At 57.0% G+C, this 13,582-nt stretch carries 14 protein-coding genes; 13 read left to right on the plus strand and 1 reads right to left on the minus strand.

Annotated features, from left to right (window positions below; translation table 11 throughout):
• Window positions 1–86 precede the first annotated feature (86 nt).
• From AB3X95_RS13010 to AB3X95_RS13045, 8 genes are all read left to right on the plus strand, one after another.
• Window positions 87–1,145, plus strand: coding sequence for an aromatic ring-hydroxylating dioxygenase subunit alpha (locus AB3X95_RS13010; RefSeq protein ID WP_254906085.1), 1,059 nt, complete (start codon window positions 87–89; stop codon window positions 1,143–1,145).
• A gap of 35 nt (window positions 1,146–1,180) precedes the next feature.
• Window positions 1,181–2,761, plus strand: coding sequence for an FAD-dependent oxidoreductase (locus tag AB3X95_RS13015; protein WP_368621538.1), 1,581 nt, complete (start codon window positions 1,181–1,183; stop codon window positions 2,759–2,761).
• A 37-nt stretch (window positions 2,762–2,798) separates the two neighbouring features.
• Entirely contained in the window at window positions 2,799–4,139 is a 1,341-nt protein-coding gene (locus AB3X95_RS13020) for an MFS transporter (RefSeq protein WP_176368718.1), read from the plus strand.
• Between the two features lie 62 nt (window positions 4,140–4,201).
• Window positions 4,202–5,374, plus strand: a complete 1,173-nt coding sequence (locus AB3X95_RS13025) for a mandelate racemase/muconate lactonizing enzyme family protein (RefSeq protein ID WP_368621539.1) — start codon at window positions 4,202–4,204, stop codon at window positions 5,372–5,374.
• A gap of 68 nt (window positions 5,375–5,442) precedes the next feature.
• Window positions 5,443–5,958: a hypothetical protein gene (locus AB3X95_RS13030; protein ID WP_176106742.1), complete on the plus strand. Its 516-nt coding sequence runs from the start codon at window positions 5,443–5,445 to the stop codon at window positions 5,956–5,958.
• Entirely contained in the window at window positions 5,955–6,149 is a 195-nt protein-coding gene (locus AB3X95_RS13035; RefSeq protein ID WP_087738133.1) for a hypothetical protein, read from the plus strand. Before AB3X95_RS13030 ends, AB3X95_RS13035 begins: the two co-directional genes overlap by 4 nt.
• Window positions 6,150–6,268: 119 nt before the next feature.
• On the plus strand, window positions 6,269–6,805 hold the full coding sequence (locus AB3X95_RS13040) for a hypothetical protein (protein ID WP_246391931.1): 537 nt from the start codon (window positions 6,269–6,271) through the stop codon (window positions 6,803–6,805).
• 12 nt (window positions 6,806–6,817) lie between these two features.
• On the plus strand, window positions 6,818–7,006 hold the full coding sequence (locus AB3X95_RS13045; protein WP_368621540.1) for a hypothetical protein: 189 nt from the start codon (window positions 6,818–6,820) through the stop codon (window positions 7,004–7,006).
• A gap of 456 nt (window positions 7,007–7,462) precedes the next feature.
• On the opposite strand, the gene AB3X95_RS13050 is transcribed toward AB3X95_RS13045, so the two are convergent.
• On the minus strand, window positions 7,463–8,551 hold the full coding sequence (locus AB3X95_RS13050) for a porin (RefSeq protein ID WP_176125427.1): 1,089 nt from the start codon (window positions 8,549–8,551) through the stop codon (window positions 7,463–7,465).
• Window positions 8,552–9,183: 632 nt separating this feature from the next.
• Here AB3X95_RS13050 and AB3X95_RS13055 point away from each other — a divergent pair.
• The 5 genes from AB3X95_RS13055 (at window position 9,184) to AB3X95_RS13075 (ending at window position 13,569) form a co-directional block, all read left to right on the plus strand.
• Window positions 9,184–9,447, plus strand: a complete 264-nt coding sequence (locus AB3X95_RS13055; protein ID WP_368621541.1) for a DUF4148 domain-containing protein — start codon at window positions 9,184–9,186, stop codon at window positions 9,445–9,447.
• A gap of 474 nt (window positions 9,448–9,921) precedes the next feature.
• Complete coding sequence (locus AB3X95_RS13060) at window positions 9,922–10,425, plus strand: hypothetical protein (protein ID WP_368621542.1); 504 nt, start codon at window positions 9,922–9,924, stop codon at window positions 10,423–10,425.
• A gap of 23 nt (window positions 10,426–10,448) precedes the next feature.
• Window positions 10,449–10,970: a DoxX family membrane protein gene (locus tag AB3X95_RS13065; protein ID WP_368621543.1), complete on the plus strand. Its 522-nt coding sequence runs from the start codon at window positions 10,449–10,451 to the stop codon at window positions 10,968–10,970.
• A gap of 86 nt (window positions 10,971–11,056) precedes the next feature.
• Window positions 11,057–12,118, plus strand: coding sequence for a TRAP transporter substrate-binding protein (locus AB3X95_RS13070; protein ID WP_368621544.1), 1,062 nt, complete (start codon window positions 11,057–11,059; stop codon window positions 12,116–12,118).
• A 95-nt stretch (window positions 12,119–12,213) separates the two neighbouring features.
• The gene (locus tag AB3X95_RS13075) at window positions 12,214–13,569 is read left to right on the plus strand and encodes an MFS transporter (RefSeq protein ID WP_368621545.1); all 1,356 of its coding nucleotides are present in this window, start codon (window positions 12,214–12,216) and stop codon (window positions 13,567–13,569) included.
• Window positions 13,570–13,582: the final 13 nt, after the last annotated feature.

Genomic DNA, 13,582 nt, shown 5'->3' on the forward strand with positions numbered 1-13,582 from the left:
CCGGGGCAAGTTGGGTCGGCTGTACCGCATGTATCAGGCAATACGCTCGATTTGTCCGTTCTCGATTCTCTCTGAGGAGACATCAAATGAAATTCCTTCGGAACTGTTGGTACATGGTTGGCTGGTCGAGCGAGTTCTCGGCTACCGACATCGTCCCGTTCACCGTGATGGACGAACCGCTGGCGCTCTATCGCAAGGACGACGGCACGCTCGTCGCTCTGGAAGACTTGTGCCCGCACCGTTTGGCGCCGCTGACGGTTGGCCGCAAAGAAGGCGACGAACTGCGCTGCATGTATCACGGCCTGAAGTTCGCTGCCGATGGTCGCTGCACCGAAATCCCGGGCCAGGAGCGGATTTCGTCGAAGGTCTGCGTGCGCAGCTACCCGATCGAAGAAAAGCACGGTGCCGCGTGGGTCTGGATGGGTGACCCGGCAAAGGCCGACGTCGCACTGATTCCGCCGATCGAAGGTCCGGATAGCGACACGTACTCGATGGTCTGCTCGAAGTTCGTCATGAACGGCAATGCAGAACTCGTGGCCGACAACCTGCTCGACCTGTCGCACGCACCGTTCATTCACGAATCGACGTTCGGTGCGAATAACAAGGTGTCGCTGAAGGTTCAGAAGGATGGCGAGACCAAGCGCGGCACGACGGTTCTCGAACGTGGCGTCGTCGCCGATCGTTGGCACATGGGCCGTCCGACGAACCCGTATTTCGATCTGCCTTCCGACGATAACGTGGTCAGCACCTTCCTGGTGCCGGGCGTCTTCATTCTGAAGATCAACTCCTTCGCACCGGGCGTTCAAGATCGTTTCGTCGACGGTAAGCCGAACGAGGAACCGATCTTCCGTCGCTGCACGTGCCAGATGATTACGCCGATCAACGATACACAATCGATGTTCTTCTACAACTTCGGTCCGGATCATGAGCACGCCGATCTGAAGGAGCACGCATTCGGAATCGCCGACGCGGCATTCGCCGAAGACAAGGCAATCATCGAAGCGCAGCAGGCAATGATCAAGAAGGTGCCGGGCCGCAAGATGATCATGCTGGCGATGGATCAGCCGGTGCTGCGTTACAACGAGATTTATGACGGCCTTCGCACGAAGGAAGAAGCCGAGCAGGCAGCATCTCCCGCAGCCTAAGCAGCTCAACCCGCGCCGGTATGTTTAGAGACACGATGGATAACGAAAAGATGGAAGTGAACTGGACCGAGCCCCGATGGGATGAACAGGCCGATATGGTGGTGGTCGGCTATGGCGGTGCGGGCGCAACGTTCGCGTTCGCTGCCGCCGAACAGGGCGCTGACGTGCTCATCCTCGAAAAGGGTGCGCAGGGCGGCGGTAACTCGGTCTGTGTGGCGGGTGGTCTGATCATGACCTCCGTGGATGAAGAAGAGTCTTTCAAGTATCTGAACTGGTTGTGTGCTGGTCAGACCGAGGAGAGCGTTCTTCGTCATTTCGTCGCAAGTCTCAAAGACATACCTGCGTTCCAGCACAAACTGGAATTGCCGCTCAAAGACAACCCGCAGCCGTTCTCGGCCCCGGGTTTCTTTCCCGAGTTCGCGGGCGCTCCGGGTGCCGAGAGCATCAAGGGTATGAGCGTCGTGGCCGCGCCAGGCGGCGCAGGTCTCTATAACGCGATCTCGGCTCAAGCAGAGAAGGCGGGTGCACGTGTCAAGTACAGCACGCGTGTCACGCGTCTGATTCAGCATCCGGTGACACGTGCGATTCTCGGTGTCGAAGCCGAACGCGAAGATGGCACGACGATCACGATTCGCGGTCGCAAGGCAACGGTGCTGGCCAGCGGTGGATTCGAAGCGAACGAGGCCATGTGCAAGCAGTTTCTCACCGCATGCCCGATCTATTTCCTGGGCAGCCCGAATCTGACCGGCGACGGCATCCGCATGGCGCAGGAAGTCGGTGCCCAGCTGTGGCACATGAACGCCGTGGCAGGCCCGCTCAACATGGGCATCAAGTCTAAGGAAGGGTACGTCTATGTCACGTATGACCTTAACAAGGTAGCGGGTTTCGGCTACAAGTCGGGCGCGTTCAAGGACGGCGGCAGTCTGCTGTGGGTGAACCGACAGGCGAAGCGCTTCCACAACGAAACGATCGACACGTCGGTCGTTCAACACGGGTTGGCGAATCGCGACACGTGGCTAGCAACGACGCCGGGCATTCCGGAATTCACCAACGTGCCGGCATTCCACATCTTCGACGAAAAGGTTCGGGCCGGTGGCGCGGCGATGACCACGCTGAATTCGCGCGTACCGCCGTGGAGCCAGGACAATCTCAAGGAACTCGAAGAAGGTCTGATCATCAAGGCCGATACGCTCGAAGAGCTGGCATTGAAGTGCCAATGGCCGGAAATCCCGGGCGTGACCAAGGCAGGTCACCTCGATCCCCGGGCACTTCGTGAGACTGTGGAGCGCTATAACGAGCAGTGCCGTCTGAATGCCGATCCCGAGTTCGGACGCGAGACGTTCCTGGTGCCGCTCAACGACGAGGGGCCGTACTACGCGATCGGACCCATGCTGCCGACGTACCTCAATACCCACGGCGGACCGAAACATGATGCGGGGCAACGTGTTCTCGATCATCACGACAAGCCGATTCCCGGTCTCTATGCAGTTGGGGAGTGCGGATCTTTGTGGGGTCCGTTCTACAACTCGATGGGCGATATTGCGGAGTTCATCGTATCAGGCATGACAGCAGCGAAGACCGCACTTTCCGATAGCGAGGATCGGAAGCTTCGCTGATTGATTACACGGATAACTAACCAGGAGACAGAGAACAATGAGTGAGACCGCAGAGGTGCGAGCGACGTTCGCACCCGCCGAAGCCGCTTCGGATTCGAAAACGTCGAAGGGAGCATGGTGGATGCTCGCCATTTTGACGGCGACATACGTGGTCTCCTTCATCGATCGGGGCGCGATTTCCCTCGTCGTCGGGCCGATCAAGGAAGACCTCGGAATTTCCGATCTCGAAGTCAGTTGGCTTCTCGGGCTCTCATTCATGCTTCTGTACAGCGTGCTTGGCGTCCCCATGGGTGCGCTGGTCGATAAGTACGAGCGCCGGCGCCTGCTCGGTGGCGCGATCATGGCATGGTCCGCCGTTCAGGTTTTGTGCGGTCTCAGTCAGACGTATGTCCAGTTGTTCGTGACGCGGGTGGGCCTCGGTGTTGGCGAGTCCGCGCTGTCGCCTGGAGCCGCGTCGATGATTCGCGATGCGTTTCCGCCGCAACGCCGCAGCCTCGCGTTCGGCATTTACAACATCGGCCCGCTTCTCGGCACCGGTCTGGCTCTCGGCCTCGGCGGTTTTCTTCTGAAGGCGGCGTCCGCGGGCGCATTTGGGGGCCTGCCGCTGGTTGGGGGGCTCAAACCATGGCATTTCGTGCTGCTGGTGCCGGGTCTTATCGGCATTCCGTTCGCTGTGCTTCTGTGGCTCGTACGTGAACCGGCACGCCGCGACGTCAACGCGGGCAGTGGGGTCACGTATCGTCAAGCGCTTTGTTTCGCGTGGACCAACAAGGCCGTCTACGTTCAACTCTGGGTTGCGATCTGCTTGTACGGCATTGCGGTTGGTTCGCAGATGGCGTGGCTCCCGGAAATCATCGCGCGCACGCTGAATGTCCCGCGTCCGGAGATCGGTAAGGCGTTGGGCGGTGTGGCACTGTTGGCGTCGCCCGCTGGCCTGTTGATCCTGGGCCGTATCGCTGACTGGCTGCGTGAACGCGGCATGATCGACGCACCGGTTCGTGTCGCCGCTGTCACGACGGCCATCGCTGCAATCGTCACCGCATGCTTCCCGCTGATTCACTCGATGAATGTCGGCCTGATCGCATATTTCGTACAGACGTTCATGTTCTCGATGTTCGCGGTAGCGGGCGGTGCAACGATGGCCAACTTCACGCCGGGCAACATGATGGGAAAACTGACGGCGGTCTACTACCTGATCACCAACCTGCTCGGCCTGGCACTCGGGCCCACCGTCGTCGCGCTCGTTGCCAAACTGTTCTCGGGTCCCAATGCACTCGGCGCTTCCTTCGTCGTTTGCTATGTGATCTCGGTAGCACTGGCAGTCATTCTGTTGATCCGTGTCTGTGGTGCACTGCATCGTGCGGCGGCAAATAGCTGATATCTGATTCAGGAGTGTCCGTTGGGGGCACTCCTCTCTCGAGTTTCTATAGGTTCAATCCCGTGAAAATTACCCGCGTTGAGTGCGTTCCGGTTTCAATGCCGCTTAAGAAGCCACTGAAGCTTCCGAACGTCACGATCACCTGTCTGAATACGCTCGTGGTGCGTATTTATGCCGATAACGGATTGGTGGGCGTCGCTGAATCTGGCGACACCTCGTCGTGGTATCGCGGTGAAAGCCAGGCCTCGATGACGGCAATGATTTCCGATATTTTCGCTCCGCGAATCCTGCTTGGCGAAGATCCGTGCAATATCGAAAAAATCGTCGGCATGATGGATCAGCTAGCACGCGACAACAATCAAGCGAAAGCTCTCGTCGATTGCGCGTTGCATGACCTGAAGGGGAAAGCTCTCGGTCGCCCGGTCTACGATCTTCTGGGTGGCCGCACTCGCGAGTCAGTACCGTTGGGCTGGGTTCTCTCGGCCGGCGATCCGGAAAAAGTGGCAGAGGCAGCAGTCCAGGTTCGGGAGGCTGGTTTCTCGGCCTTCAAACTCAAGGTTGGGCGCCATACGTTCGACAACGATGTGGCGACGGCCCGCGAAGTGCGTAAAGCACTCGGCCCGGACGCGATGATCACTCTGGACGCAAATGGTTCGTGGAATTACGAGCAGGCCCTGAAGACGGTGCGTCGCCTGGACGAATACAACCTCGCTTTCATGGAGCAGCCGCTGGCGCATCAATACCGCGACAGCATGTCCAAACTCCGTGAGCGCGTGAACACGCCGATTTACGCAGACGAGGGGGCACAGGAACTTGGCGACCTGCGCGAGATCGCGGAGCGCCGCTCGGCGGACGGCGTGATTCTGAAGATTCAAAAGGTCGGCGGTCTGCTCAAGGCGCAACGATTCCTGGCGGCATGCCGGATCTACGATATCCCCGTGTTCTGCTCCACCTTGATCGGTGGCGGTATCGAGTCGGGCCCGAGCACGCATTTGATGGTCTCGGATCAGTGGGCGTGCCAGTTCATGAGCGAAAGTATGGGGCCTCTGGCCGTGCATTCGGTATTCAACAGCGACGAGATTCCGGCGGGCGAAGATCTGGCAATCGGCGGTCAGCGGTTTGCCCGGGGCCGGGCATATCCGAGCGAAGGGCCGGGCTTTGGATTCGAGGTCGATGAAAAGCTCCTGAGCAAAATCATCACGCCGGGCGCAGCCCATCGGGTCGTTCAGGCGTAAACGGGCATTCAGCGGCTGACTCGATTCCGCCGCGTTGCGAAAACTAAAGCCAACAACGGAGACATCTGATGCAAGGTATTAATTCGCCGCCGTGGAAGTACGCTGTCCTTTGGCTCCGGATTTATTTCGGTGCCGATTTGCTGTGGTCGGGTTTTCGTTATATCTCCACCGGATGGGTTCCATTCATTCCGGGCACCGGAGGTGCATACGTGCAAGCGCTGGATGCGATTCACATGTTCCCGGTCGTCAAGTATATGGAATGCGTGCTCGGTATCCTGATGCTGAGCAACCGTTTCGTGCTGCTCGCTGCGATTTTCGAGTTCCCGACTTCGGTTTCGATTTTCTGGATCAATACCTTCATCGTTGCGACTCCGCGCCAATTGTTCTCGGGCCCGAATCAACTGCTGATGAATGGTCTATTGATTTTGGCCTACAGCGGCTACATGGCTTCGGTATTTAAGCCAAAACTCACGCCTCTAGCATTGTGGGAAGGGTTCAAGGTCGATGTCTGGAAAGAGTCTCTCAAGTTCAAGAAAACACCTGAACCGCGCAGAGATATCGTCGAATCGGGAGAACTGCAATGAAGAGCAACCGGAATCTCTATATCGGTCTCGCCCTTTGTCTGGTCATGACGTGCTGGGTCTTCTTCGGATCGACGGGATTGGGTTACACGGAATATCGTCCTCTGCGCGCGCGTGACATGTTTGGTCTGGCAATTCCGTGGATCTGCGTCATTACTGTACTGATTCGCGATCGCCGTAAAGGCATCGTTTAAAACGGCTCTTAGGTGATGGGAAGTTTCCATCACCTTTGAGATATCCTGCCGTATTGCAATTTCTGCGGCACCATATTTCAACGTTGTACTGCAAGAACCTTTACGGAAATACCCTTCCAATGAATAGCGCGAATTCTTCCCCGTGGAAGTATGTGATCACGTGGTTGCGTCTGTATTTCGGCGCCCACCTTTTCTTCTCAGGTATCCGATTCGTGATCGACGGCTATGTGCCGATGATTCCGGGTCTCGCCGGCCAGTATGTGGCGGGAGCCGATGCGATCGGTATGTATCACTGGGTTAAGTACATGGAAGCGGTTTACGGGGCACTTCTGCTGATGAACCGTTTCGTGTTCCTGACACTGATTCTCGAGATGCCGACCACGGTCACGATTTTCTGGCTGAACACGTTTATCTCGGCGACGCCGCGTCAACTGTTCTCGGGTCCGCAAGAACTCCTGATGAACGGCATTCTGCTGCTCGCATACAGCGGCTACATGGCGGTTTGCTTCCGGCCGACGCTCAACCCGATGTGGCTGTGGGACGGCTGGAAGGGTTTCAGCCTGAAGGGCAAGGGTGGAAGCCTGGTGGGTGTACCCGCCGTCGAACAGCAGCAAAATGTACCCGCCTTCGAACAGCGGAAAAAAGAATTGGCTTAAGGAGCACACGCGATGAAAAAGAATACCTGGATCGCAATCGCCATCTGTCTCGCACTGACGCTGGCGGCCGTCGACGGCTCGACGGGTTGGGGCTGGACGGATTACCGTCCGCTGCGTAATTTCGACTACTTCGGCCTCGGCGTCTCCTGGCTGCTGTTCATCTTCGTGCTCGTGCGCGATAAGATAAAGGGCGAAGCATAAGTCTGCGGTCACCGCGGTTCTAGATTCAAGGAAGTCCGGGGAGAATTTTCTCTCTGGACTTTTTTGTTTATATACGGCTTGGCGTGTCCATCTGAGTTGGGTTCAGCAGGATCGACCTGATGGTGGCGCAGGGCGCGAGTACGCATGACCCAAGTCGTAGGCATTTCGTCTCTGATCTATCGAGCAATGAGCTGCGACAGATCTCCCAATCTCGCTTTGTTCCGAGTGCGTTTGAAAGTCCTTAGACAGAGGCACTGCGTCTGATTGAACGGATGGAGAAGTACCTTCCACTGGCGACAGATAGATGCCTGCCTGCAAAGGATTGGTAGGCTAAGCGGGTGTTGATCGATGAGCGAGAGCGTATAAGCGGGACGGTCATCGACGTTTTGGTAAGCAGAGGACTATGAATAAAAAAAGCCCGCTCGAAGCGGGCTTTTTTCAAAGGAGCAGGAAGGCTTAGAAGCGCGTTGCCAAACCCAGGCCGATTGCCGTGACATTGGCGTGGTAGCCGGTCGGGGCACCGAGACCACCGGGCGGGTAGATCGTTTGGTGCGCGATCCCGCTGTTCCAGAGCTTCTTGAAGAAGCCGTACAGCATCGTCGCCTTCGAGAGTTGGTACGTGTAACCGACAGCAGCCGATCGAATCGCCCAATTGCCAGTTACCGGACCGTTTGTGCTGGCATAGGTAATGTTCTGGTCGCTCAGTCCGCCGTAAGAAGCGCGAATGGTGCCGAATGGGCCGGTCGGAATCGTGACACCGGCTTGCCAGCCCTTATCGGTCTGGCCCGGATCATTCAGACGCACTTGGTACGTACCGTAGAGCGCGACGAAGTTGAAGTCGTATTTCACACCCAAGACGTGTTCGTACGTATTGCGTGCAATGGTCGCTGACGGTTGCAGGCTGTGGCCGAAACCGTAGCTCGTGAGCAACGGGCCGTTGGCGTAGGTAAGAGTCGCGAGTTGGTAGTGCGTCGCGTTCTGTAGACCTTGATTGTTGCCCCACGAATACGCTGCCGTGCCATTCAGACCCCGCCAGGTCGGCGACGAATACTGGATCGTATTGTCCTGGCGAGCCGGATCTTGCAGCATGTTGAAAATCCACGGACGCGGTTCTTCGCCGCCAATCGAGCCGAGCGGCGAGGCTGCTGCCAGCAGCATCGGGTCGAAAGTGCCGCCCCATTCGTAGCCGGCCGTTTGCAGGCGACCTGCAATGATCTGGCCGAAGTCGCGGCTGTCGATGCCGACGTAGGCGCGACGCCCGAACAGACGTCCACTCTGCCCGGAAGTACCGTTGTTGATGTTGAAGCCGCTTTCGAGCACGGCGATCGCTGACAGACCGCCGCCCAGATCTTCCTTCGCGCGAATGCCCCAACGGGAACCACCGGCACCGCCGCTGTTCATGCTGATGACGTGTTGGCCTTCCGAGTTTCCGAAGTAGCCGATGAATGCATCGGCGACGCCATACAGCGTCACGCTGGTCTGTGCCTGTGCCATCACAGGCGCGATTGCTGCCGTAACGGCGCAGCTAACGAGCAGTTTGCGCAATTCCAGTGTCTCCTATTTGTGGATGTTAATTTGTAGAGTGGTCGACGTTGCACAAGGGGAGGCGATGCACAACAGTACGCATGCAAAATAATATACGATGTTGCATATAACAGGTGGAAAATTTCCGACTTGTTGTGTTCGAGGGTATTCCCTGGATGACAGCTGATGCTCGCTATTTTCCTTTTGTGGTCATTGATTGGGATTGCAAAGGAAAGAGCGATGGTGCAGAGCGATTCTTCAAAAGAAAAAGATAGAGCACCATTGGTTGAAGGCGTCTGAAGCCGGCATGGGGAAAGGCCCGCGGGCGAAGCTCTTTTCGGCGGAACAGAAGGCGCTTACAGCGGGAAGCTTCCGGCGCGCATTCTATCGGCAATTGCGGCGCGCCTCGATGCCGCGCGATCCATCGAACGCCTCGCTCTGGCAGTGGCCTTGTCCTCGAAATTCCTCCGCTGACACAGGACAGCGCCGAACGATATGCGCTTGGTGATCCGTTAGTCGGCGGGTTGCCAGACCATATTCCCGGCCCCTCGTTTTGTGCACTACGCGAGAAGTGAATATGTTTCGATTTGCCTTTCGTTTGTCAAGACAACGCCTATACTTTCAGTGATAACCCCGATAAGAAAGGCCTTGCCATGAACTCCGTTCCGCGTATAGCGCTCGGCGTCCTTGCCGCGGCGTGCTGTTTCGCGTCGATTGCGGCGCAGGCCCAACCGTACGATTCGACGGTTCCGCTCACACGAGCCACGGTGCGCGCCGACCTGATCGAATGGCGGAAGGCGGGCTACGACCAGTCCGACGACTGGTTCGACTACCCCGATAGCGCGATACGCGCAGGCGCCATCGTGGCGCAATGGCATGAGGCGGCCAGCGCTCCAACTGGTCAGATGCCCCAGTAGTAACGCAGCCGCAACACCCCGATCATCCGGCGTCGGGCGCTGCAAGGGCCAATGCCGGTGGTGGATCGTGTTCGCTCGCGGATTGAATCTTCCTGTCTACCCATCCGGGTGAGGACTCGGGCATTACGCAAGGCCGAGGATGGCAAGGCTTTTGCCACCATGCCGCGTCAACTATCGCGGCATACGGGTTCCTTGCCACTGACCGACTCACTGCTGACGGATCGTCAGCCCCCAAAACCGACCTTGCCGTCCGCCCGGCGCCGTCGCTCCCCGCGGATTACATTCCGCGCGAAGGAAATGTCGCGTACATCAAATAGCACCTCTCCGCCGACAACGGCAATAGGGAAACCCCGACGTTTACACACGATCTTTCGACCTATACGATTCGGTAGGCTAAATTAAATACAAAAACGCAGGACCGAACCATCTCAAGCCGAAGCGTTTCACTCTTCACAATGCTTTCAAGGAGGCAGGATGTCGAATAACCAAGGGGTTCTCTCCTCGGGGGGTATCGCCACGCGTATCAACGTGTGGATGGACAGCATGACTGGACGCGTGGTCACGGCAATCGTGGGCTTCCTGTTCATCGCGCAGATCGCTCACGGTTTGCATTCGGATCCGCGTTGGCACTGGCATGCGGGCACCGGCAAACTGCCGCATGACATCGTTCAGGAGTTCATGGACCTGGCCTATACGGAGGGCAAGGGCGCCGAAGCGTACAAGACTTACTTTTCGGAAAAGGCTGTCGATAACGCGCCGAACACGATCGATCATCGGGATGGCGAACCCATTCCCCACGAAGTGAAGAAGATCATCGTCCAAGGCATGGACGTCGCGGTCTACCAGACGATCGGCGCCGCCCGTGGCCAACCGGCGCAAGACGTTGTCGATGTATACGAGATCAGCGGGTCTGGCTGGATCATTCGCCATGATCGCATTACGCAACAGAAGGCGGCGCCTGTGCAGGCTGCGAACTAAACAGCAAAGGACGAAAGCACACTATGGACAACGATGATCGCAAAACCATGCCGCAACTCATCGGCAAGGTCATCTTGACGTTCTGCCGGCTGTATCTTGGCGGCTGGATGATCGTCAGCGGTACCAGTTACTGGCGTACGGCTCTCGGCATGTCGCCGATCTTCCCGCAACCGTTCGGCACGCTGCCCGAGTCGAATGAACTGCTGGTCACGATGGTTCACACGCACTTTTTCCATATCGTGAAGACGTGCGAAATTCTGGGTGGCCTTTCGCTCATTCTCGGTATCTTCGTCCCGGTCGGCCTGCTTATGCTTCTGCCGGTGTCGTTCGTCGTCTGGTACAACGCGATCGTGTTGAACCATCGCTTCGACAAGATGTTCACGCCGTACATGGGCGTTGGTTGCCTATATATGAACCTGATTCTGATGGTCTGGTACATCAAGTATTACCTGCCGATGATGACGTTCAAAACCACGATCGGCCGCATCAGCGACTGGAAGAAGCTGCCAAAGATTTTCAAGTCGGACGTTGTTGATCTGATCTGATTTCGGATGTGAAGTGAGGGATTTGGCTACGTTGCCTCGGTAACGTAGCTTTTTTTGTTTAGGTATTTGGCGATATTTCCTGGAACATGACGAAAAGATTTTTACGTCTTAAATCGGGTTGGTCATTGAGCCGAGTTTGTGGCGATATCAGCGGTGCGATATTTGGCATGCTGTTGATCGTGCAGCCGTTGATCGCGCATGGGCAGCCTGTTCAAACGCTCACGATCGTAGAGTATCGAGCGCATATGTCGCCGGACCAGCCGACAATGCGCGGCATGGCCAGGTTCGCAGATATCGTGAACCGGGAGTCTCACGGTCGTCTGGTGGTGAGCGTGAGCGCCGATACAGTACCGGGTTCGCCGGGTGAGCAGATCAAAACATTGCAGGCAGGTGGCCCGGGTGCCCCGGATTTGATGCTGCTGGTGACGCCGGCATTGCGTCATCTCGTGCCCGAATTCGAGATCATGGATCTGCCGTATGTTGTCCGCAGCGAACGTCAGGCGCAGGCGCTGCTCGATGGTCCGTTCGGACAAGCTCTGTTGTCGCGCCTCGAGGGTCACGGTTTGACGGGTCTCGCCTGGTGGGAGAACGGCTTCCGACAGATCACGACGTCGGGCCAGCCGTTCCAGCACGCGCTCGATCTGGCGAACCGGCCGGTTCGCGTGATCCCGGAACCCGCGTTCGTTGAGACGTTCAAGGTCTTGGGCGCTGACGTCGTGGGACTTCCGTATTCTGAACTAAACGGAGCATTGAAGAGTGGACGCATCGTTGCGGAAGATAACTTCTATTCGCAGATCTTGGCCGGTCACCTTTATGATGTTCAATCGGCCGTTTCGGTCACGAATCACTCATACAGCGCCATTGCTGTGGTTGCCAATTCGGCAATCTGGCAGAAGTTGACGGTGCAGGACCGAAATGTTTTACAACACGCTGCGATAGAAGCTGGGCGGTTTGAGCGCGATCTGATTCGAGAACAGGCGAAAACCGATCGTGCTGAGCTTGAGCGTCACGGAATGACGGTTCATACCGTCGCGACGGATGAAATAGCAAAACTGGACACCCTTACAGATCCCGTCAGACAGCAGTTCTTCCGCAACTACGATCCCAAGATCGTCGATATGTATCGACGTCAAATAGCGAAACGCTAGACAATCCGGTGCTTGAGAAAAATATAACTATTGGGGATGCGCGAGACTCCACCCAGGAGTCTCGATCTGCATCCCGGCGTACGCGACTGATTCCAATGATCGTTGCGGTGCCGATGTTCTTGCAGAGTCTGGATACCTCGATATTGGGCACGTCTCTCCAGTCGATTGCCGCTTCCCTGAATGTCGAGATACTTCATCTCAACTTCGCTATAACCGCCTATCTGTTGAGCCTTGCACTGTTCCTCCCGGCAAGCGGGTGGCTCACCGATAGGTTCGGAACGCGGCGCGTATTCTGTTCGGCAGTCGCCATCTTCTCACTGGCATCCGCACTATGCGGCGCGGCCACCTCGATCACTGAAATCGTTCTATTCCGGGTCTTGCAAGGCCTTGGCGGAGCCATGATGGTGCCTGTAGGGCGCCTGATTCTGCTGCGAAGTATTCCGGCAACGCAGCTGGTGGCAGCAATGGTGTGGTTTACAGTTCCCGGCGCCATTGGGCGTGTGATTGGGCCGCTACTGGGTGGGCTGATCGTCACGATGGGCTCCTGGCGATGGATCTTTCTGCTGAACATTCCATTCGGTGTATTGGGCATCCTGCTGTCGTTGAAATTTGTGCCGGATTCGCGCTCGGAGAAGTCTGAGCCGTTCGACATGACGGGATTCATTCTGATGGCGATAGGGCTTTCTGGCATCGTATGTGGTCTGGAAACCGTCGGCCGCAATTTCGTCCCTATGAGCGTGACGATTGGAATCACGGCTATTGGGGTTCTGGCAATGGTCGCATACGGGCTTTATAGCCGTGGACGTCTCGATGTCATTATCCCTCTCAAGATTTTTGGATATAAAGCGTTTAGCATCACGACGATTGGCGGCATTCCGCTCAGACTCGCGGTCGGCTCGGCTCCAATCTTCGTACCGCTGCTCTTGCAGGTCGGCTTGGGATTGACGCCCATTCAATCCGGCTTGATGAGCGCCTGGCTCTCTGTCGGCGCATTCGGTGTCCGTCCAATCATGGATCGTGCAATAAGGAAGTTCGGATTCAGGCCGATCATGATGCTGGGCGCCGCGATGACGGGCGCGACATTCGCTTGCTATGGCTTGTTCAGACCGACGACGTCGGTTGGGCTTATGTGCTTCGTGCTTTTCGTAGCGGGTATCGTCAATTCTCTGGGGATGATAACTATGAATACGGTCGGCTATTCCGGCATTCCTAAGACCTTGATGAGTAAGGCCACGGCACTTTCGACAATGATGCAGCAGACGTCGATCAGTTTTGGTGTCGCAGTCTGCGCATCGTGCCTGACGATCACCGCGCAGGTTCATGGGCACAGCGCGAATCATCTGGTAATCGACGATTTCCCGATGACATTCTTCGTTGTCGGAGCCTTTACCCTGTTGTCGGTCGTGGCATTCGCCGGTCTTCCCAGGGAGGAAGGCCGGGAACTGCGCTAGATTACGAGAAACG

Source organism: Paraburkholderia sp. BR13444, assembly GCF_040948755.1.
In the GTDB taxonomy this organism is placed as follows: domain Bacteria; phylum Pseudomonadota; class Gammaproteobacteria; order Burkholderiales; family Burkholderiaceae; genus Paraburkholderia; species Paraburkholderia youngii.

Bases quoted from the DNA above. Each gene is read 5' to 3' on its own strand.
- AB3X95_RS13010 (WP_254906085.1), top strand. From the start codon at position 87: ATGAAATTCCTTCGGAACTGTTGGTACATGGTTGGCTGGTCGAGCGAG.
- AB3X95_RS13045 (WP_368621540.1), top strand. From the start codon at position 6,818: ATGAAAAAGAATACCTGGATCGCAATCGCCATCTGTCTCGCACTGACG.
- AB3X95_RS13075 (WP_368621545.1), top strand. From the start codon at position 12,214: ATGATCGTTGCGGTGCCGATGTTCTTGCAGAGTCTGGATACCTCGATA.
- AB3X95_RS13030 (WP_176106742.1), top strand. From the start codon at position 5,443: ATGCAAGGTATTAATTCGCCGCCGTGGAAGTACGCTGTCCTTTGGCTC.
- AB3X95_RS13055 (WP_368621541.1), top strand. From the start codon at position 9,184: ATGAACTCCGTTCCGCGTATAGCGCTCGGCGTCCTTGCCGCGGCGTGC.
- AB3X95_RS13015 (WP_368621538.1), top strand. From the start codon at position 1,181: ATGGATAACGAAAAGATGGAAGTGAACTGGACCGAGCCCCGATGGGAT.
- AB3X95_RS13070 (WP_368621544.1), top strand. From the start codon at position 11,057: ATGACGAAAAGATTTTTACGTCTTAAATCGGGTTGGTCATTGAGCCGA.
- AB3X95_RS13065 (WP_368621543.1), top strand. From the start codon at position 10,449: ATGGACAACGATGATCGCAAAACCATGCCGCAACTCATCGGCAAGGTC.
- AB3X95_RS13020 (WP_176368718.1), top strand. From the start codon at position 2,799: ATGAGTGAGACCGCAGAGGTGCGAGCGACGTTCGCACCCGCCGAAGCC.
- AB3X95_RS13060 (WP_368621542.1), top strand. From the start codon at position 9,922: ATGTCGAATAACCAAGGGGTTCTCTCCTCGGGGGGTATCGCCACGCGT.
- AB3X95_RS13040 (WP_246391931.1), top strand. From the start codon at position 6,269: ATGAATAGCGCGAATTCTTCCCCGTGGAAGTATGTGATCACGTGGTTG.
- AB3X95_RS13035 (WP_087738133.1), top strand. From the start codon at position 5,955: ATGAAGAGCAACCGGAATCTCTATATCGGTCTCGCCCTTTGTCTGGTC.